The 19,194-nt window shown below is 67.6% G+C and carries 15 protein-coding genes and 1 pseudogene; 12 read left to right on the top strand and 4 right to left on the bottom strand.

The features are described 5' to 3' along the window. The first annotated feature begins 260 nt into the window (after window positions 1–260). The 7 genes from ABZ078_RS15570 (at window position 261) to ABZ078_RS15540 (ending at window position 5,509) form a co-directional block, all read left to right on the top strand. The gene (locus ABZ078_RS15570) at window positions 261–641 is read left to right on the top strand and encodes a hypothetical protein (protein WP_356575449.1); all 381 of its coding nucleotides are present in this window, start codon (window positions 261–263) and stop codon (window positions 639–641) included. Further along, a complete protein-coding gene (locus tag ABZ078_RS15565; RefSeq protein WP_356575447.1) occupies window positions 641–1,135 on the top strand; it encodes a hypothetical protein in 495 nt (164 codons plus the stop codon). The genes ABZ078_RS15570 and ABZ078_RS15565 overlap by 1 nt, the downstream gene beginning before the upstream one ends. Then, window positions 1,135–2,472 carry an FtsK/SpoIIIE domain-containing protein gene (locus ABZ078_RS15560; protein ID WP_356575446.1) on the top strand — a complete coding sequence of 446 codons (1,338 nt, stop codon included), beginning with the start codon at window positions 1,135–1,137 and terminating at the stop codon, window positions 2,470–2,472. Before ABZ078_RS15565 ends, ABZ078_RS15560 begins: the two co-directional genes overlap by 1 nt. Continuing rightward, window positions 2,469–2,660, top strand: coding sequence for a hypothetical protein (locus ABZ078_RS15555; RefSeq protein WP_356575444.1), 192 nt, complete (start codon window positions 2,469–2,471; stop codon window positions 2,658–2,660). Before ABZ078_RS15560 ends, ABZ078_RS15555 begins: the two co-directional genes overlap by 4 nt. A gap of 506 nt (window positions 2,661–3,166) precedes the next feature. Beyond that, window positions 3,167–3,499: an SH3 domain-containing protein gene (locus ABZ078_RS15550; RefSeq protein ID WP_356575442.1), complete on the top strand. Its 333-nt coding sequence runs from the start codon at window positions 3,167–3,169 to the stop codon at window positions 3,497–3,499. 101 nt (window positions 3,500–3,600) lie between these two features. After that, a complete protein-coding gene (locus tag ABZ078_RS15545; RefSeq protein ID WP_356575440.1) occupies window positions 3,601–3,945 on the top strand; it encodes an SH3 domain-containing protein in 345 nt (114 codons plus the stop codon). A 118-nt stretch (window positions 3,946–4,063) separates the two neighbouring features. Beyond that, window positions 4,064–5,509 (top strand): replication initiator, encoded by a 1,446-nt coding sequence (locus tag ABZ078_RS15540; protein WP_356575439.1) that lies wholly within the window; start codon window positions 4,064–4,066, stop codon window positions 5,507–5,509. 204 nt (window positions 5,510–5,713) lie between these two features. Here ABZ078_RS15540 and ABZ078_RS15535 read toward each other — a convergent pair whose 3' ends face one another. Further along, the gene (locus ABZ078_RS15535; protein ID WP_356575436.1) at window positions 5,714–7,357 is read right to left on the bottom strand and encodes a recombinase family protein; all 1,644 of its coding nucleotides are present in this window, start codon (window positions 7,355–7,357) and stop codon (window positions 5,714–5,716) included. Window positions 7,358–7,419: 62 nt separating this feature from the next. Between ABZ078_RS15535 and ABZ078_RS15530 the strand changes: the two are divergent. The 5 genes and pseudogenes from ABZ078_RS15530 (at window position 7,420) to ABZ078_RS15510 (ending at window position 16,218) form a co-directional block, all read left to right on the top strand. Next, window positions 7,420–9,494, top strand: a pseudogene (locus tag ABZ078_RS15530) (thioredoxin domain-containing protein). A gap of 223 nt (window positions 9,495–9,717) precedes the next feature. Next, window positions 9,718–10,995 carry a glycosyltransferase gene (locus ABZ078_RS15525; RefSeq protein ID WP_356575434.1) on the top strand — a complete coding sequence of 426 codons (1,278 nt, stop codon included), beginning with the start codon at window positions 9,718–9,720 and terminating at the stop codon, window positions 10,993–10,995. After that, window positions 10,992–12,641, top strand: a complete 1,650-nt coding sequence (locus ABZ078_RS15520; RefSeq protein WP_356575432.1) for a phospholipid carrier-dependent glycosyltransferase — start codon at window positions 10,992–10,994, stop codon at window positions 12,639–12,641. Before ABZ078_RS15525 ends, ABZ078_RS15520 begins: the two co-directional genes overlap by 4 nt. Continuing rightward, window positions 12,638–13,819, top strand: coding sequence for a glycosyltransferase family 2 protein (locus ABZ078_RS15515; protein WP_356575431.1), 1,182 nt, complete (start codon window positions 12,638–12,640; stop codon window positions 13,817–13,819). The genes ABZ078_RS15520 and ABZ078_RS15515 overlap by 4 nt, the downstream gene beginning before the upstream one ends. After that, complete coding sequence (locus ABZ078_RS15510) at window positions 13,816–16,218, top strand: galactose oxidase-like domain-containing protein (RefSeq protein ID WP_356575429.1); 2,403 nt, start codon at window positions 13,816–13,818, stop codon at window positions 16,216–16,218. Before ABZ078_RS15515 ends, ABZ078_RS15510 begins: the two co-directional genes overlap by 4 nt. Window positions 16,219–16,220: 2 nt before the next feature. On the opposite strand, the gene ABZ078_RS15505 is transcribed toward ABZ078_RS15510, so the two are convergent. Genes ABZ078_RS15505 through ABZ078_RS15495 form a run of 3 tightly spaced genes read right to left on the bottom strand, consistent with a single transcriptional unit; the run spans window position 16,221 to window position 19,180 of the window. Then, a complete protein-coding gene (locus tag ABZ078_RS15505; protein ID WP_356575427.1) occupies window positions 16,221–16,946 on the bottom strand; it encodes a Mut7-C RNAse domain-containing protein in 726 nt (241 codons plus the stop codon). Between the two features lie 33 nt (window positions 16,947–16,979). Further along, window positions 16,980–17,618 (bottom strand): TetR family transcriptional regulator, encoded by a 639-nt coding sequence (locus ABZ078_RS15500; RefSeq protein ID WP_356575425.1) that lies wholly within the window; start codon window positions 17,616–17,618, stop codon window positions 16,980–16,982. Then, window positions 17,615–19,180, bottom strand: a complete 1,566-nt coding sequence (locus ABZ078_RS15495; protein ID WP_356575423.1) for a DHA2 family efflux MFS transporter permease subunit — start codon at window positions 19,178–19,180, stop codon at window positions 17,615–17,617. The genes ABZ078_RS15500 and ABZ078_RS15495 overlap by 4 nt, the downstream gene beginning before the upstream one ends. Window positions 19,181–19,194: the final 14 nt, after the last annotated feature.

Below are 19,194 nucleotides of genomic sequence, written 5' to 3'. Positions count from 1 at the left end.
TCCTTCTCGGGTCGGCGGTAAGTAGTTCAACGGATGCTCGACGTTCGTGCGATGAGTCGTTGTGCCGCGTTGCTTGTCAGTGGGTCGTGGTATAGGGCGCGTGGTGCACTCATGAGGATAAGTGGTTGGCCGTCTGACGTATAGCCGACGGCACTCATCCGGATAAGTGGTTGACTCGATTCCGCCGTCGGGTGATGATGATCGCCCAACTCATCCGGATGAGTGGCCGGGTGATGTGTTGTGGAATGAGGTGAACTATCTTGGAAAACAAGCCGATTGACGTGACGCGGCTGGGTGCGATCCGTTGTGAGATCGCGCCGGAGCCGCGTACGACGCAGGAAGGTGACCAGCGCCGGGACCGTGAGGGAAACCCGCTGTGGATCACGGGCCTGTCCGTACGGCAGCCGGAGGGTCGGCGGGTCGACACGATCGATGTGACCACAGTCGGTCAGCCGCAGGGACTCACGGAGGGTGCTGAGGTCAAGGTCACGAACCTGTGGGCGCGTGACTGGGCGCTGGAGGGCCGGACGGGTACGACCTACCGGGCCGACGCCATCACCCCTGTGTCGGGCTCGGGCGGTGGCTCGGCCTTGGCGGCTGCGGCTGCCGGTCCGCGCGGGAAGTCGGCGGGTGATTCCTGATGGACCGTTATTTCTGGAACATCAGCGGTCCGCAGGGTGACGGCGTGGCCTGCGTGGTGTGCGGCGCCGGCTTCCTCCCGGGCAAGATCACGTCCGTTCCGGTGGGCCGGAATCCTGCGGACGAGTCGCAGGTGTTCGCCTGCAAGGAACCGTGCGCGCTGGCGCTCGCTGAGGACGCAGAGCGCATGGCACAGGAGATGCGGGCGGCGGCGGGTCTGGACGGCGCGGACGTACCCGGTGCGGACGACGATCCGGTGTTCTGCGTAGACGGCCACTTCGGCTCGCTCCTGCGCGACCTTCGGACGCTCGCCGGGACTGAGGCGCTGCTGACCACGTCCGACGACATCACCACCATCCGCTTCCTCCTCTCCCTGACGGCACGTCATGCCGAGACGGCCATGATGCGTGCCCGGCTGGTGCTGGCGCGTACCAAGGCGGAGGACGCCAAGGACGCCAAGGACGCCAAGGACGCCACGGAAGGCGGGGACGACTGATGCCCGCGTCCCTGGTGGTGTGGATCCTGTCGGCGCTGCTCCTGGTGGGCGTGCTGACACAGCGCTGGTGGGAACCGCGTCTGGAGGCGCGGGGTGTGCGGCCTCGGCAGTGGCCGGTGCGCTGGTGGCTGGTCGGTTACCCGAGCACTGCGCTGCGGATCGTGACGACCTGGCGGCGGCTCGCCTACCTCAACGGGCTCTCGGTGAGCACGGCGCCGGACCGGCGGGTGATCGGCCGTGATCTGGTGGTGCAGGGGCAGGCACTCAAGCCCAAGCCTCCCCGGCTGTCCTGGCCGGTGCCGACGGCTACCGGGCTGACCCTGCGGGTGCTGCTGCATCCGGGGCAGACCCCGGCGCCGTACTACGCGGCGGCCCGTGCCATGGAACACACATGGCGCGTGCACAACGTGCGGGTCACCTCGCCGCGTCGGGGCCAGGTGGTCATCCATGTCACGGCCATGGATCCGCTGGCCGGTGTTGTCCCTTCTGTCCGTGGGCCGGCTGCGGCGCTGCTGTCGGCTGACGTGGGCCGGACCGAGGATGGCGAGCCTTGGTTGATCGACCTGCGGCGGGTTCCTCACTGGCTGGTCACGGGGGCCACGCAGTCCGGCAAGTCGTCGCTGTTGGCGGCGCTGGTGCTCGCGCTGGCGCCTCAGCGGGTCGCCCTGGTCGGCGTCGACTGCAAGGGCGGTATGGAACTCGGCCTGTTCGGCGGCCGGTTCTCCGCGCTGGCCATCGACCGCACTCAGGCGGTCGGCCTGCTGTCCCGTGTGGTCGATGAGATCCAGCACCGTATGAGCGTCTGCCGGTCCTGGGGCAAGCGGTCCGTCTGGGAACTGCCCGACGACCAGCGGCCCGTGCCCCTGGTCGTGATCGTCGACGAACTGGCAGAGCTGTACCTGACGGACGGCTCCCGCGAATCGCGGGATGAGGCCGAGCAGTGCGGAACGCTGCTGCTGCGCATCGCCCAGCTCGGCGCGGCCCTCGGCGTTCACCTGGTCATCGCCGGGCAACGGGTCGGCTCCGACATCGGCCCCCGCGTGACCGCGCTGCGTGCCCAGCTCGGCGGACGCGTCGCCCATCGCGTCCATGACGAGGCGTCGGCCGAGATGACCTTGGGCGACATAAACGCGGACGCCGTGGTCACCGCGCAGAACATCACCGAGGACGAACAGGGCGTGGCGGTGGTCGCCATGGGCGGCCGGTGGATGCGCGCACGCTCCCACCTGGTCAGCACCGCCGAGGCGGCTGAGGTCGGCAGGAGTGATCCGCCAGTGAACCCGTTCCTGACCCAACCCGACCCCGTGACATTCGAGAAAGGGGGAGTGGCGGCATGACACAGACACATATCTGGGTCATTGACTCATTCCTGTTCCTGTACGTCGTCCTCACTGCACGGTCCCGCGAAATCCGCGCGTATCAGGCAACGCTGATCGCGCTGTTCGGATTCCTTCTCGCCGGCACGCCATTCGCGTATCCCGTGTGGGCCGTCGTCCAGGCCATCGGAAGCCTCTTTTTCGGCTGACGCTGGAAAAGAACCAGGGGCGGCAAGAGGCCGCCTCGAAACCCCCTCGGAGGAGAAAAAGAAAATGAAGATCCGTCACAGCTTCGTCGGTGGCTCCGAAAAGCGGATGGCTGTGCGCGTTGCGGCGGCTGCGGTATCCGCGACGATGATTCTCGGCGGTGTTGGGCTCACGGCCCCGGCTGCCAGCGCCGCCGAAATGCCGTGCAAGCCTGGGGTCTAACGAAATTAATAGCAACGGCATCAATTTCCGTACCGGTGCCGGTACCGCCTACAAGTCTCGTGGCCTTCTCTACAAGGGTGACTGGGGAAAGAAGATAGGAGTCAAGGGGTCTTGGATTAAGTTGCGGCTCGGGCAGAAGTCGCGGACAGGGCTGCCCAAGAATTCAACCGGCTGGGTCGCCAAGCGTTACGCGTACGACTGCACGCCGATGCAGTACTGACCCGAAAATATGCCACCCCATCCGCTGAAAACAACCATGACCATCTGCGGATCCAGGAGATAAGAAATGCGCATCGTCACGCGTATTGCGGCGACTGCCGCGTCCACAGCCGTACTCCTCGGCGGCGCCGTGCTCACAGCCCCGCCCGCTTCGGCTGTTTCCCTGCCCAAGTCGTGCACCTGGGAATGGGCCTGGCCGCTGAAGCAGGAAGCCACCAGCGCTGTAAACCTGCGAAGCGGCCCCGGAACGAAGTACGCCTCTCTCGGAATCCTGTACAAGGGCGCTCGATTCACCGAGTACTGCAACAAGGATCACGACTGGAGCTACGGCAAGGTCACAAGCGGGCCGAACAACGGAAAAGTGGGCTGGGTCAAGACCGATTACGTTCGCTGGAACTAAGAGAGACAGCCCACCATTTGCCTCCTTTTCGGATGGCGCCGCAAAGGAAACTGTGAGGTAGTAAAAGGCTGCCTCAAAAACTCTCTCAAAGGAGAAAACAAATGAAGCTCCGCCAGAATGTCGCCCGCTCTCTCGCAGCAACCGCGCTCGGCCTGAGCGTCATTGCGGCCGGTATTGCCACCGCCCCGACCGCTTCGGCTGCCTCTCTGCCGAAGGGATGCATTCCGTCTGTCCAGATACCGAGTAAGACAACGAAAGCCGTGAACCTCCGCACCGGCCCCGGAACGAAGTACAAGTCACTCGGAATCCTGCCCAAGGGAACCCGATTCAACGATTCCTGCCTGACAAAGGATTTCCTTTGGTTTTACGGAAAGGTCGGAACTGGCGCCAACAAGGGTAAGAAGGGCTGGGTCTATGGGCGCTACATTAAGGCGACTGGAAGCTGACACCCCCAAACTTCCTTTCTGGCTTATCAAAGCCACGTCGCATCCATAGCTGAGACAAGCCAAAGCAGGAGTTGACCCATTGACCGCCGCGCCCATCCCTCGCGAAAGGGGGCCTCCCGTGTACCCGATATCCGATGAGGCGCGGCGCTCAGTACTCAATGAGGCTGAGCGTCTGCGCCTTCTTTCTTCCACCGAGCGCGACCTTATCCGGCTCGTCCACGAACCCGGATTCTCGCGCTGGCTCGAACAGATCAAATCCATTGGCGGCTGCGCTCACCCCATCTATCTCGCCGGGCACACCACGACTCGTGACGCGGTCACGGGTGAGGTGCTGCGGCACTACGACACCAGCGACGAACCCGGCGGCCGGATGCCGGTGCGCTGCCGCAACCGCCGTGAGACACGCTGCGAACCCTGCTCCTACCTGCACGCCGGCGACACGTTCCACCTGGTCCGCTCGGGCCTCCTGGGCGGCAAGGGCGTAGCGGACGGCGTCCGGCGTCACCCCCGGATCTTCGTCACCCTTACCGCCCCCTCGTTCGGCGCGGTGCACCGTGCCAGCGGCCCTGACGGCACCGTATGCCGTCCTCGACGAGACGGCGGCGCCTGCGAACACGGGCGGCCCCTCGGCTGCGGCCACAAGCACGCCGACACCGATTCTCTGGTGGGTCAGCCGCTGTGCCCGGACTGCTACGACTACGCCGGCCACGTCCTCTGGCACGCGAGTGCAGGCTCACTGTGGAATCGCTTCTGCCGCACGCTTCGGCGGCACTTGGCGACTGCCACAGGAATCACACAAACCCGTCTGCGAGAACACGTCACGGTCTCGTTCGCGAAAGTCGCCGAATACCAAAAGCGTGGGGCCGTCCATTTCCACGCGGTCGTCCGGCTCGACGGACCGGAAGGCCCTTCCTCGCCACCGCCATTGTGGGCCACAACAGAAATGCTCTCCGACGCGGTGTACTCGGCTGCGGCCTCGGTAGAGGTCCACACCCCCTATTCCCCGGCGACCGGTGAACGGGTCATCAAGTGGGGCGAACAGATCGACGTACACCCGATCCGCAGCGACGCATTCACCGAAACGGCGGTGACCGACAGCGCTGTTGCAGCCTACGTCGCGAAATACGTTTCCAAGAGCGTCGGCGACGCGGGCGGCATCGACTACCGCATTCAAGACTTCGACAGCATCCGCCTCGCCCCCGTGAACGCCCACCTGCGGGCGCTCATGACGGCCTGCTGGCACCTGGGCGGCCTACCAGAGCTGGAGGCGCTGAACCTCCGGGCCTGGGCTCACACACTCGGCTACCGGGGCCACGCCCTCACCAAATCCCGCCAGTACTCCACCACTTACGGAGCACTCCGCGCCGTTCGGGCGGAACACCAGGGCGGCGGCCTGGTCGTCCCGGACGATCGAGACACCGTTACCGATTCCGCATGGCGCTACGTCGGCTCCGGCCACTCCCCGGCCGAAGCAGACGTCGCGTACGGCATCGCCGAAGATCTCGCGGCCCTACGCGAAATCAGAAGAGAAATGATCGCCGAGGGATGGAAATATGCCGCGTAAAGGCCGTGCGGCACCGAGGTCACCTTTGATTGATATGGGTGAGACCCCCGGTATGCAGCCGGAGGTCTCGGAGGGGGCCTCAAAATTGGACGATTCTATCGACGAGTGGGTGAGTCATCAGCTCGAAGCATCTCCCGAATGGGATAGCGAAAAATGGGATCGAGTTGGACGCATCCTTGATGTTGAATTTACCCCGCCTGGAGGCTAGGAAGCCCACACTGGTGTCAGCCTTCGCGGATTAGGCACCTTGTTACCCTTTTCGCCCGGCTCCACCTTGATGGCGGAAAAGACCTCAAACAAAACCCTTCGCTTCTGTTCGAGATCGTATTCACCGCTCATCCATTTCCTCATCACGTCTGTTGGTGGCTCGTTTCCGTGCAAGGCATCCTGCTCAAAGCGTGCCTTCTCTCGTCGCAGCTTCTTTACTTCCTGCTCCAGTTTCGGGGCGAGGCGGTAAAACATCTCGTCGCTTATTTCATCTCCTTCCCATCGCTTCTCCAAGTGGGCTAGCTTGTCAGCCTTCTGCTTGAGTTGCCCCTCCAGGGGCCACGTAAGTGATGGAGCCTTGTAGGTCGCTTGTGCCTTTTTCAGCTTCGCTACCAGTAGCTTCGTAACCTGCTTGTCAACCATTGGGCCGGATATAGAGTTCTTCCGGCAGCTGGGGCAGGTGTAAACGTAGGGACTAGTCTTTGACTTAGCAGGGTTACCGCCCATCGGGGTATTGCAGAGTCGCAGTACCTTTGTCCCATCCTCTGCTTGGTCTTCCAAATACTTGTTGCAGCGAAGCAGGGTGCTGCATAGGTACTTGATTGTCTTCGGTACGCCGGTGATTCGAGCAGTCCCGGAACCGCGCGCCAAGTATGTGCTTCCGTCGCCGAATGTAGCGCATACTGCACGCCACTCTTCTGGGGTGCAGACGGTCTCCCACTTCCCGACAACCGGGGAGCCTATTGCATCTAGGACGAGCTCGCCTCGATTCGATCGATATCCGCAAACACGAGGAGCAGTCATCATTTGAGTGAGCGTCTGGGGTACGATTTTCCCGCCCCGAGTGCCGGTGAGGTTCCGAACCTCCGCCTCTGCGCACAAGGTACGAACTGCTTTCCCCTTGATGCGTTCCCTGATGGCCCACGCCAAATAGTCGGATTCGGAGGGCCGGAGTGTCTTGCGGTCGTCCTCCCAGCCGAACGGACGAGGGCCGCTGTGAGGTTCCCCGTCCAAGATGCGGTCCTGATGCCAGTCTCGAATTCTTCGCGCCTTCTTCAATGACTCGGCCTTGTTGACGACTGCCATAACGCCTGTCTTGATGATCTCACCTTCTTCGGTGAGATCCATTGGGCCTGATGGCGTGTAGAAGCGTCGCGACGGAATGATGGTCAGTGCGTCTACAAAATCTTCCCAGTCCCTTTGCGTTCGCTGAACGCGGTCTTGGTCGACACAGATCACACCGTCAATTCGATATCCGTCCTTGGTGTACCCGCGTCGAAGATCACGGAGCATTGTCACGAAGTCCGGACGGACCACGTCCCGCTTGGCGGCGGACAGGTCGTTGTCTGTGTAGCGGTGGACGATGATCGCCCCGTACCGGGCTGCATTCGTGTCGTTGCGGCGATGTTGGTTCGCCACCCCCTTCCCTGCTTTCCACGAGGAAGAGGCGGCGCGCTTCCCGTTGCGCTTGCGCCAGTCATCCGAGATGCGCGAGTAGGCCACCAGTAAAGGAGCGTCTGGGTGTACGCGGGCTAGATCTTCCGGTGATTCCAACCCTGGTGGCGTTCCCCTCAGCTCCAGGTCATCGGGGCCGGCCTGCTCTGCCTCCGGGTCGAAGACCCCTCCAACATCCGTCCTCAATGGTCACCTTCTCGTTGCGTGTGCGGGTTGGGCGAGCACTCCCGTCGTGCAACCATGCAGGTATGAACCGACTGGCTAACGCGCAGTCGCCGTACCTGCTCCAGCACGCCTCCAACCCGGTGGATTGGTGGCCATGGGGAGAGGAGGCGATGACGGAAGCTAAGCGACGGGACGTACCGATCCTGCTATCAGTGGGATACGCGTCCTGTCACTTATGTTTCTGATACTGTACTGGTGTCACGTGATGGCGCACGAGTCCTTCGAGGACCAGGAGACCGCCGACTACCTCAACGCCCACTTCGTCAACATCAAGGTCGACCGCGAGGAACGCCCCGACGTCGACGCCGTCTACATGGAAGCCGTCCAGGCGGCCACCGGCCAGGGCGGCTGGCCCATGACGGTGTTCCTCACCCCGGACGCCGAGCCCTTCTACTTCGGCACCTACTTCCCGCCCGCGCCCCGGCACGGCATGCCGTCCTTCCGGCAGGTCCTGGAGGGTGTGCGCGGCGCCTGGACCGACCGGCGGGACGAGGTCGCCGACGTCGCGGGGAAGATCACCCGGGACCTCGCCGGGCGGGAGATCTCCTACGGCGGCCCCGAGGCACCCGGCGAGCAGGAGCTCGCGCAGGCGCTGCTCGGGCTGACCCGGGAGTACGACCCGCGGCGCGGCGGGTTCGGGGGCGCCCCCAAGTTCCCGCCGTCCATGGTCATCGAGTTCCTGTTGCGCCACCATGCGCGGACGGGGGCCGAGGGTGCCCTGCAGATGGCGCAGGACACGTGCGAGCGGATGGCCCGGGGCGGGATCTACGACCAGCTCGGCGGCGGGTTCGCGCGCTACTCCGTCGACCGGGACTGGGTCGTGCCGCACTTCGAGAAGATGCTGTACGACAACGCCCTGCTGTGCCGTGTCCATGCCCACCTCTGGCGTGCCACCGCCCGCGGCGGAGCCGCTGATGGAGTCAGCGAACTCGCCCGCCGCGTCGCCCTGGAGACCGCCGACTTCATGGTGCGCGAACTGCGCACCGACGAGGGCGGCTTCGCCTCCGCGCTGGACGCGGACAGCGACGACGGGACGGGCAGGCACGTCGAGGGCGCGTACTACGTGTGGACCCCGCAGCAGCTTCGCGAGGTGCTCGGCGACGACGACGCCGAGCTTGCCGCCCGCTACTTCGGCGTCACCGAGGAGGGCACCTTCGAGCACGGCTCCTCCGTCCTCCAACTCCCGCAGCAGGACGAGCTGTTCGACGCCGAGAAGATCGGTTCCATCCGGCGGCGGCTGCTGGAGAAGAGAAGCGAACGTGCCGCCCCGGGCCGTGACGACAAGATCGTCGCCGCCTGGAACGGCCTCGCGATCGCCGCGCTCGCCGAGACCGGCGCCTACTTCGACCGCCCCGACCTCGTGGACGCCGCCCTCGCCGCCGCCGACCTCCTCGTCCGGCTGCACCTCGACGACGCCGCCCGCCTCGCCCGCACCAGCAAGGACGGCCACGTCGGCGCCAACGCGGGCGTGCTGGAGGACTACGCCGACGTGGCCGAGGGCTTCCTCGCGCTGGCCTCCGTCACCGGGGAGGGCGTCTGGCTGGACTTCGCCGGGTTCCTGCTCGACCACGTCCTCGCCCGCTTCGTCGACGAGGAGTCCGGGGCCCTCTACGACACCGCCGCCGACGCCGAGCGGCTGATCCGCCGCCCGCAGGACCCCACCGACAACGCCGCTCCCTCCGGTTGGAGCGCCGCTGCCGGTGCCCTGCTGAGCTACGCCGCCCAGACCGGCTCCGCACCGCACCGCACCGCCGCTCAGAGGGCGCTGGGCGTCGTCAAGGCCCTCGGCCCGCGCGTCCCCCGCTTCATCGGCTGGGGTCTGGCCGTCGCCGAGGCCAACCTGGACGGGCCGCGCGAGGTCGCGGTCGTCGGGCCGAGCCTCGACGACAAGGCCACGAAGACCTTGCACCGTACGGCACTTCTGGGCCCCGCCCCCGGAGCCGTCGTCGCCGTCGGGACTCCGGACAGTGACGAGCTCCCCCTCCTCGCCGACCGGCCCCTGGTCGGCGGTGAACCGGCCGCGTATGTCTGCCGTAACTTCACGTGTGACGCCCCGACGACCGATCCTGAGCGGCTGCGTACGGCGCTGAGGAGCTGAGCAGCCGCGACGGAGGCCCGAAAGGTGCTGTTCCGCGCTGGTCCGTGTGCCCAAATTGGGCGTGTGTTCGGATAGATCGCGCTTTCCACCGCACCGTTCCGAAACAAGCTATTTATCGGAACAGCCCTCGCGCTTCACAGTTCCCCCCTAATCTCTGCACAGTGACGCGACGGTTGTGACACACCGTCGCGCCAGGGGGCATTGGGGATCTGGGGGGATCTGTTTGTTGACGTCTGTCTTCATAGCCGTCGTCTCGCTGGCCTTGTTCTGGATGGCGGCCTTCACCTTGTGGTGGCAGATGCACGCGTGGCGTACGCCCGAGGTGCTCGCCTCCACCCGGTTCAGCAGACCGGACGGCGGCGAGCACGTCTCGTTCTCGCTGCTGTTGCCGGCCCGGCACGAACAGGCCGTGCTGGACCACACCATCCAGCGGCTGCTGGAGTCGACCCACACCGACTTCGAGATCATCGTGATCGTCGGGCACGACGACCCGGAGACCACCGAGGTCGCCGAGCGGGCCGCCGCCCGGGACCCACGGGTCCGGGTCGTCGTCGACACCCACGAGAAGAAGAACAAGCCGAAGGCCATGAACACGGCACTGCCGCACTGCCGCGGCGATGTCGTCGGGGTCTTCGACGCCGAGGACCAGGTCCACCCGGAACTCCTCGCGCACGTCGACCACGCGTTCCGCACGACAGGGGCGGACGTGGTCCAGGGCGGGGTCCAGCTCATCAACTTCCACTCCAGCTGGTACAGCCTGCGCAACTGCCTGGAGTACTTCTTCTGGTTCCGCTCCCGGCTGCACCTGCACGCGCAGAAGGGGTTCATCCCGCTCGGCGGCAACACCGTCTTCGTACGGACCGATGTGCTCAGGGAGGCCCACGGCTGGGATCCCGACTGCCTCGCCGAGGACTGCGATCTGGGCGTGCGGCTGTCCAGCGTCGGCAAGAAGGTCGTCGTCGCCTACGACTCCGACATGGTGACCAAGGAGGAGACGCCCGGCAGCCTGATGTCGCTGCTGAAGCAGCGCACCCGCTGGAACCAGGGCTTCCTGCAGGTCTACCGGAAGAAGGACTGGAAGCAACTGCCCACCTTCGGCCAGCGGTTGCTCGCCCGCTACACCCTCACCACACCGTTCCTCCAGGCCTTCACCGGCCTGATCATCCCGCTCAACGTGGCGATCGCCCTGTTCCTGGACGTACCGGTGAGCATCGCGTTCATCACCTTCCTGCCGGCCGTCACCGCGCTCGTCACCTTCGTCTTCGAGGTCGTCGGACTGCACGACTTCGGCAAGCAGTACGGGCTGCGCGTGCGCTTCGTCCACTACCTGAAGCTCATCGTGGGCGGCCCCTTCTACCAGGTCCTCCTCGCCGGGGCCGCCGTCCGCGCCGTGTGGCGTGAGCAGCGCGGCCGCAACGACTGGGAGTTGACCACGCACGTCGGCGCGCATCTCACCTCCGCCGACGTGCCCCGCGACCTCCGAGAGGACGTCCCTGCGTGACCTCCACCCTTCCCGCGGTGACCCCTGCGAAGGTCCCCGCGCAGCGGCAGCCTGCGCCTGAGACGCGTTCGGCCGGCCGAACGACCCCGCCGGCGCGACTGCGTGCGTCCCGGCCCGACCTGATCCTGTGCGGCGCGCTCCTCGTGGCGATCCTCGTCGTGCAGGGCTGGAACATCGCCGACTACCCCACCCTCAGCGACGACGAGGGCACCTACCTCGCCCAGGCCTGGGCGGTCCAGGAGGGCCGGGGACTGGCCCACTACACGTACTGGTACGACCATCCGCCCCTCGGCTGGATCCAGATAGCCCTGCTGACCTGGATACCCGCCGCGCTCAGCCCCGAGTCGATGACCGTCGGCACCATGCGTGCCGCGATGCTCGTCATCAGCGCGGTCAGCGCGGTCCTCGTCTACGTGCTCGGGCGGCGGCTGTCCCTGCCGCGCTGGGCGGCCGGGCTCGGCATGGTCCTGTTCGGGCTGTCGCCCCTGTCGGTCGTCCTGCAGCGGGAGATCTTCCTCGACAACCTCGCGGTGATGTGGACGCTCCTCGCCTTCGCGCTCGCCGCCTCCCCGAGCCGCCACCTGTGGCACCACTTCGGCGCCGGGATCGCCGCCGCCACGGCCGTGCTGACCAAGGAGACGATGATCTTCGTCCTCCCCGCGGTCCTCATCACCATGTGGCGGCACAGCCACCGCGACACCCGCAAGTTCGCCCTGACCGGCGCCGTCACCGCCTGCGCGCTGATCGGCCTGTCCTACCCCCTGTTCGCCCTGCTCAAGGGCGAGCTGTTCCCGGGCAGCGGGCATGTCTCGCTCTGGGACGGCATCAAGTACCAGATGACCAGACCCGGTTCGGGATTCATCCTCGACCAGGGCTCCGGCTCCCACGGCGTTCTGGAGTCGTGGCTCTACTACGACCGCGTCCTCATCGTCGGCGGCCTCGCGGGCGCGCTGCTGCTCCTGGTCACCTGGCGCTGGTCGGTGACCGCCCGCGCGCTGGCCGGACCGTCGTTCGCGGTGGCGATCCTCGCCCTGGTGGCCATGCGCCCCAGCGGCTACCTGCCCGCGATGTACGTCATCCAGGCGCTGCCGTTCCTCGCTCTCGTCCTCGCCGGAGGAGCGGCCTCCGTCGCCCACGCCGTCCTGCGGCGACGGCGCTCCGAAGCCGAGCAGCGGTATGTCACCGGCGGCCGGTACGCGCTCGCGGCCGTCCTCGCGATCGCCGCCGGCGCCTATGTCGTCCCGCGTTGGTACGAGGGCGCCCGCACCGCCGTGACCACCGACGCCAACGCGCCCTACCGGGCCGCCTCGAAGTGGCTGGCCACCGAGGTGGAGGACCCGAAGGACACCCGGGTGCTCGTCGACGACGCGCTGTGGCTGGACCTGGTGCACGCCGGGTACAAGCCCGGGCTCGGCGCCATCTGGTTCTACAAGGCCGACCTCGACCCGGCCGTGACGAAGACGATGCCGCGCGGCTGGAAGGACCTGGACTACGTCGTCGCCTCGCCGACGGTACGGCGGGACGCGGTCGACCTGCCGGGTGTCAAGGCGGCCATGGAGCACTCGAAGCCGGTCGCCGTGTTCGGCCGCGGCGAGGACCGGATCGAGATCCGGCAGATCCAGACAGCCCCCGGAGGCGTGCGATGAGCCAGGAATACACCGCCCCCGGCGAGCTGGGTGATCCGTCCGTAGAGGCCGTGGAGGTACCCGAGCCGGGCGCCGTCACCATCGTCGTACCGACCTTCAACGAGTCGGCGAACGTACGGCGGTTGCTGCAGCAGATCACCGAGTCGGTGCCGTCCCGGCTGCCCTGCGAGGTCGTCTTCGTGGACGACTCCACCGACGACACCCCGCAGGTCATCAAGGAGGCCGCGCAGGACTGCCCGTTCCCGGTCACCGTCATCCACCGGGACGAACCCGTCGGCGGGCTCGGCGGCGCGGTCGTCGAGGGCATGAAGGCGGCCGGGTCGGACTGGATCGTCGTCATGGACGGCGACTGCCAGCATCCGCCGTCCCTCGTCCCGGAGTTGGTCGCCACCGGCGAGCGCGCGAACGCCGGGCTCGTCGTCGCCTCCCGGTACATCAAGGGCGGCAGCCGGGCCGGACTCGCGGGCAGCTACCGCGTGGCCGTGTCGCGGGCGGCGACCTGGCTGACCAAGTCCCTGTTCCCGCGCCGGCTGAACGGCATCAGCGACCCGATGAGCGGCTTCTTCGCGATCCGCCGCAGCGACATCACCGCCGAGGCGCTCAAGCCGCTGGGCTACAAGATCCTGCTGGAGCTGGCCGTGCGGAGCCGCCCGCGGGCGGTCACCGAGGTGCCGTTCGTGTTCCAGGAGCGGTTCGCGGGGGAGTCCAAGTCCACGGCGGCGGAGGGGCGGCGCTTCCTGCGGCACCTCGCCGGGCTGCGTACGGCCGACCCGCTGGCCCGGATGGTGGTGTTCGGGCTGATCGGGCTCACGGGCTTCGTGCCGAACCTGGCCGCCCTGTGGGCGATGACGCAGGCGGGCCTGCACTACCTGCCCGCGGAGATCGTCGCCAACCAGTTCGGCGTGGCCTGGAACTTCCTGCTCATCGAGAAGCTGCTGTTCCGTCACCGTCGCCGGCACCGCCACTGGGCCGACCGCACCGCCCGGTTCGCGCTGCTCGCCAACGCCGACCTGGTGCTGCGCATCCCGTTGATCGCGCTGCTGGTGGGGCAGTTCGGGCTGGCCGTGCTGCCCGCGACCGCGCTGGCCCTCGTCATCACCTTCGTCCTGCGCTTCGTCGGTACGGAAGCGCTGGTCTATCTGCCGCGCAGGAGCCGTACAGCAAGGAGTACCGCATGAGATCCGGACGGAGAACGGCCCTCCTGGCCGTCATGAGCCTCACCGGGGCCCTGGTCCTCACCTCACCTCAATCCGCCTCCGCCGCCAACCTCATCAAGAACCCCGGGTTCGAGACGGAGGGCACCGGTGACATGCCGTACTGCTGGCAGAAGTCCGGCTGGGGCGACAACGACTTCACCTTCACCACGACCGCCGACGCCCACTCCGGCGGCAAGGCGATGAAGGTCGAGCTGACCCGCCGCGTCGACGGCGACCGCAAGGCACTGATCACCGAGTCTGCCGACTGCGCGCCCGTGGTGACCGTCGGCAAGCAGTACGACCTGTCCCTCTGGTACAAGACGACCACACCGGACGCCAACGTCACCCTCTTCCGGCACGACACCACGAAGGGCTGGCAGTACTGGACCGACCTCAAGACGCTGGAGATGGCGGGGACATGGACCCAGGCGTCCGTCCGAACCCCCGAGATCCCGCCCGGCACCGACCGCATCAGCTGGGGCGTCTCCGTCTACGGCACCGGCTCGGCCACCACCGACGACTACACCATGGAACAGGTCGCCGACCCGGTCCCGCCCCCGGTGTGCACCGGCACGGCGGACGAGTGCGCCAACGGCAAGTGGGACGTCCTGCCCACGAAGAACCCCGTCCGCTCCATGCACTCCGTCGTCCTGCACAACGGCAAGGTGCTGCTGATCGCCGGCTCCGGCAACGACCCGGAGAAGTTCGCGGCGGGCACGTTCACCAGCGCGGTCTACGACCCGCAGAACGGCACGTACAAGCAGATCCCCACGCCCAAGGACATGTTCTGCGCCGGGCACGTCCAGCTCGACGACGGGCGGGTGCTCGTGATGAGCGGCAACAAGGGCTATCCGTCGGCGGACGGCACGATCGGCTACCAGGGCTACAAGGACTCGTACGTCTTCGACCCGGTCACCGAGACCTACAGCAAGACGAACGACATGAACGACGGCCACTGGTACCCGTCGGCCACGATCCTCGGCAACGGTGACGTGATCTCCTTCGGCGGGCTGAAGGAGGACTCGACCGGTTCGGTGGCCGCCGAACTGTGGTCGGACGCCGAGCAGAAGTGGCTCGAACTGTGGAAGGTCAAGCAGACCTGGTCGTACTGGGGCCTGTACCCGTCGATGATCCTGATGCAGGACGGCCGCCTCTTCTACTCGGGCAGCCATGTCTTCGGCAACAACATCCCCGGCACCGGGTCGGCGATCTACGACTACGACGCCAACACCGTCACCCAGGTCCCCGGGCTCCAGAAGAAGGACGAGCGCGACCAGTCCGCGAGCGTGCTGCTGCCCCCGGCCCAGGACCAGAAGGTCCTCACGATCGGCGGCGGCAACATCGACTCCAACCCGGACGCGAACCGCCTCACCGACGTCATCGACCTCAAGCAGCCCAACCCGTCCTACGTGGCCGGACCGCCGCTTCCGCAGGGCCAGGTCGATTTCGGCAACGGCAAGGTTCCCCAGACCGGCGCCCAGGGCAAGATGTACCCCTCCGTGGTGCTGCTGCCCGACGGCAAGGTCCTGGAGACGGGCGGCGCGCTGCACAACCGGGCCGACCCGGTCTACGAGACGTCGCTGTACGACCCGGCGACCAACACCTTCGACCCGGTGACGCCCGACCCGGAGGAGCGCGGCTACCACTCCTCCGCCTTCCTCCTGCCCGACGGCCGCGTCATGACCACCGGCGACAACCCGGGCAACGGTTCCTGGAACCACGACGTGTCGGTCTACACCCCGCCCTATCTCCTCAAGGGCGAGCGCCCGAAGATCACGTCGCTCATCGACACCGAGTGGACGTACGGCGACACCCAGCGGATCACCGTCGACCGGCCCATCGCCAAGGCCGAGCTGATCCGCCCGGCCGCCGTCACCCACTCCTCCGACCCCAACCAGCGCTTCGTCGACCTGCCGCTGTCGGTGGACGGGAACAACGTCGACCTGAACGTGACGAGCAACCCCAATCTGGCCCCGCCCGGCTGGTACATGCTGTTCGCGGTCGACGCCAACGGGGTCCCGTCGGTCGCCGAGTGGGTGCACCTCCAAGGCCCGCAGGCCCTGTCCGCCACGGACGCCTCACCGCACGTCCATGACTTCGCCGACGACCTCAAGGGCAAGGTCACGGGACCCGGCAAGAAGCGCACGTCCCAGAAGGTCAGCCCGACCGTCTCCGGCTGCGACCGCCACTACGGCTCCGCCAACGTCTGCGTGCCGACCGACTTCCCGCCGGGCGTGAAGGCGACGACGAAGGCCCGCTGCGACTGGCTGAAGCAGAACGACTACGGCCGTCTGAAGGTCAACGGCAAGGACGACCCGCTGCGGCTGGACACGAACAGGGACGGAATCGCCTGCGGGAAGGGTGAGGTGACGAAGCGATAGCCTCAGCCCGCGTAGTCGGCGAGGGCGCGCTCCACGATGGCCACCAGCTGTTCGTGGTGCGCGCCCTTCCAGTACGCGCGCCCGCACCGGGTGCACTGCGCGAAGACGTCGTACGACCGCTGCGTGCCGCCCTCCAACTGGTCCGCCACCTCGTCCTTGGTGGCGTCCTTGAGCAGGCCGTTGCAGGCGCTGCACCGGGTCCAGGGGCGCAGCTCGGGGCGGAACCGGTCGAGGACGTCGCGCAGTTGGTCCTCGGGGCGGGTGCTGTAGACGTAGGCGCCGGCCCACAGTTCGCGGCGGCGCAGCAGGCCCCGGTCGCGGCTGAGCATGACCCGCTTCTCGGCGGCCGAGCGGGCGGCGAGCGCCGGGTCGCCGATGTCCGTCGACTCGTACGCCGTGTCCACGCCGAGCAGGCGCAGGCGGCGGGCGAGGGTGCCCAGGTGGACGTCGAGCAGGAAGCGCAGGGGAGCGCCGGGCACCCGCTGGGGGCGCTCGACGGGCCGTACCGTCACGGACTCGCCCGCCGCCGGGACGTGTGACACCGGCACCCGGCGGCCGTCCACGACCAGGGTGCCGACCTCGGTCAGGGGGACGCCGAGGGACTCGACGACATGGCCGAGGGTGGAGACGCCGTCGGTGGCGAGCGGAGTGGCGCCCGAGCGCCTCGCGTCGGGGACGAACAGGTGCAGCTCGGGGGCGAACTCGACGTGGATCTCGGGACCGTTCACCCGGCCAGCATGTCACGGCCCGGGGTTCGCGCCTCAGGTGTTCTTCTCGGGAAGGCCGTGTGCGATGACGCCCAGGGCGCGGTCGAGGAGGTCGTGGAGGTCGTCCTGGAAGTCGTTCTCGGCCCAGTACAGGGAGATCTCCGTGAGGCCGCCGACGAGGGACATCGTGTAGACCCGCGCCTCCAGGCTGTCCGGTTCCAGGCCGGTGCGCGCGGCGACGGCGTCGGCGAGCATCCGGCCGGTGACGGACATGCTCTCCATCATCCGGGCACGCACCGCCGGGACCTGGGCCAGCAGGTGCGACCGCAGCCGGGTGATCTCGGGCTCCTCCCGCATTCCGGCGCTGATGGCCAGTTTCATGACGTACCGCAAGGACTCCGGCCACGGCTCGTCCGCCGGCCGCTTGCGTAGTTCCTCCATCAGGATCGGGTCGTGCTCGTCCGTCAGGACGATGTCCTCCTTGGTGGGGAAGTAGCGGAAGACGGTGCTCGGGGAGACCTCGGCACGCTCCGCGATCTGCTCGACCGTGGTGGCCTCGTACCCCTGCTCCTCGATCAGGGCGTAGGTCGCGTCCCGGATGGCGATCCGGGTCTTGATCTTCTTGCGCTCCCGCAGGCTGAGATGGCGTGCGGCCTGTGGAACAGGGGTTGGTGCCGTGGTCATGTCGCTCATTGTCGGCCATGGGCCTCCTGGGCGGCCACGGCCGCGGCGGCGTCCCCTTGCCGCTCGGTGGGCCGCGTGTTCGGCAGCAGCAGTGCCGTCAGCGCCGCCGTCACCAGGGCGGCGATGCCGCAGACGACGAGGACCGTGGCCATGCCGTCCACGTACGCGGCGTCGGCGGAGCGGGCGAGCGCGGGCAGGCCGAGCTGCTCGGCGACGGCATGGGCGCCGCTGAGCGAGTCACGCGCCGCCTCCGCGGCCGCCCCCGGCAGGCCACCGGTGTCGATCCGGTCCCTGTAGGCGTCCGCGACCAGGCTCCCCAGCAGCGCGATGCCCACGGCGCCGCCGACCTGGCGCAGGGTCATCAGCAACCCCGAGCCGCTGCCCGCCCGCTCGGCCGGGATGCCGCCGAGCGCCGCGTCCATCGCCGGCACCATCGCCAGTCCGAAGCCCAGGCCCGCGATCGTCAGCCACAGCGCGGTGAAGCCGTAGCCGCTGCCGGTCTCGGTGCGCGAGCCGAGCAGGGCGGCGAAGCACAGCACCACCAGGCCGGTGGTGACCACCGGGCGCGGCCCCACGCGGTGGACGAGAGCGGTGCTCAGCCGCGCGGACACCATGAGCCCGCCCATCATCGGCAGCAGTCTGAGCCCGGTGCCGAACGCGTCGCCGCCGACGACCTCCTGGAGATACGCCGGCAGCATGAACAGCAGCCCGGCGAAGACGAAGGTGCCGAGCGTCGCGGCCAGGCTGTTGAACAGGAACCCGCGGTGCGCGAGCAGTTCCAGGTCGAGCATGGGGCGTACGGCCCGCCGCTCCCGCAGCACCAGCCCGGCGAGCAGCACCACGGCCACCGCGAACGAGCCCACCACCACGGCACTGCCCCAGCCGTGCTCGGGCGCCTCGATGATGCCGAAGACCAGGGCGCCCAGCCCCAGCGCGCTGAACGCGGTGGACAGCGCGTCGACCCGGGGCGAGGAGGGGTCGCGGGACTCGGGCAGCAGGAAGAGGCAGGCGAGGATGCCCACGGCGGCCATCGGGACGTTGATCAGGAAGATCGAGCCCCACCAGTAGTGGTCGAGCAGCAGCCCGCCGACGAGCGGCCCGAGCGGCATCCCCGCGGCCATGGAGGCGGTCACCGCGGCGACCGCCTTGCCGCGCTCCTCCTCGCCGAACATCGACGGCAGCACGGACAGGCCGAGCGGGATGATCAGCGCCGCCCCGAGCCCCATCACGGAGCGGGCCGCGATGACCAGCCCCGGGGTGTCGACGAGGGTGCCGAACACGGAGCCGGCGAGGAAGACGAGCAGCCCCGCGATCAGCATCCGGCGCCGCCCGAAGCGGTCGCCGAGCAGGCCGGCGGGGAGCATCAGCGCCGCGAACACGACGACGTACGAGTCGACGATCCACTGCAGCTCGCCGCTGCTGGCCTGAAGCTGTCCGGCCATCGTGGGCAGCGCCACGTTCAGGATCGTCAGGTCGAAGCCGAGCGTGAGCATGCTCGCGACCAGGGCGCCGAGGGCCCACCAGCGGCGAGGGTCGGTGCGGAGCGCGTCCCGCTGAGTGACAGTAACCATGAAATGAGAGTAAC

The organism is Streptomyces sp. NPDC006385 (assembly GCF_040612485.1).
In the GTDB taxonomy this organism is placed as follows: Bacteria; Actinomycetota; Actinomycetes; order Streptomycetales; family Streptomycetaceae; genus Streptomyces.
The sequence above is the reverse complement of the archived record's forward strand: the minus strand, read 5'-3'. Positions and strand labels throughout refer to the sequence as shown.

What these genes read in the sequence shown, in the direction of transcription:
- ABZ078_RS15510 (WP_356575429.1), top strand. Translation starts at nt 13,816, where the DNA reads ATGAGATCCGGACGGAGAACGGCCCTCCTGGCCGTCATGAGCCTCACC.
- ABZ078_RS15565 (WP_356575447.1), top strand. Translation starts at nt 641, where the DNA reads ATGGACCGTTATTTCTGGAACATCAGCGGTCCGCAGGGTGACGGCGTG.
- ABZ078_RS15515 (WP_356575431.1), top strand. Translation starts at nt 12,638, where the DNA reads ATGAGCCAGGAATACACCGCCCCCGGCGAGCTGGGTGATCCGTCCGTA.
- ABZ078_RS15545 (WP_356575440.1), top strand. Translation starts at nt 3,601, where the DNA reads ATGAAGCTCCGCCAGAATGTCGCCCGCTCTCTCGCAGCAACCGCGCTC.
- ABZ078_RS15500 (WP_356575425.1), bottom strand. Translation starts at nt 17,618, where the DNA reads ATGAGCGACATGACCACGGCACCAACCCCTGTTCCACAGGCCGCACGC.
- ABZ078_RS15495 (WP_356575423.1), bottom strand. Translation starts at nt 19,180, where the DNA reads ATGGTTACTGTCACTCAGCGGGACGCGCTCCGCACCGACCCTCGCCGC.
- ABZ078_RS15550 (WP_356575442.1), top strand. Translation starts at nt 3,167, where the DNA reads ATGCGCATCGTCACGCGTATTGCGGCGACTGCCGCGTCCACAGCCGTA.
- ABZ078_RS15555 (WP_356575444.1), top strand. Translation starts at nt 2,469, where the DNA reads ATGACACAGACACATATCTGGGTCATTGACTCATTCCTGTTCCTGTAC.
- ABZ078_RS15560 (WP_356575446.1), top strand. Translation starts at nt 1,135, where the DNA reads ATGCCCGCGTCCCTGGTGGTGTGGATCCTGTCGGCGCTGCTCCTGGTG.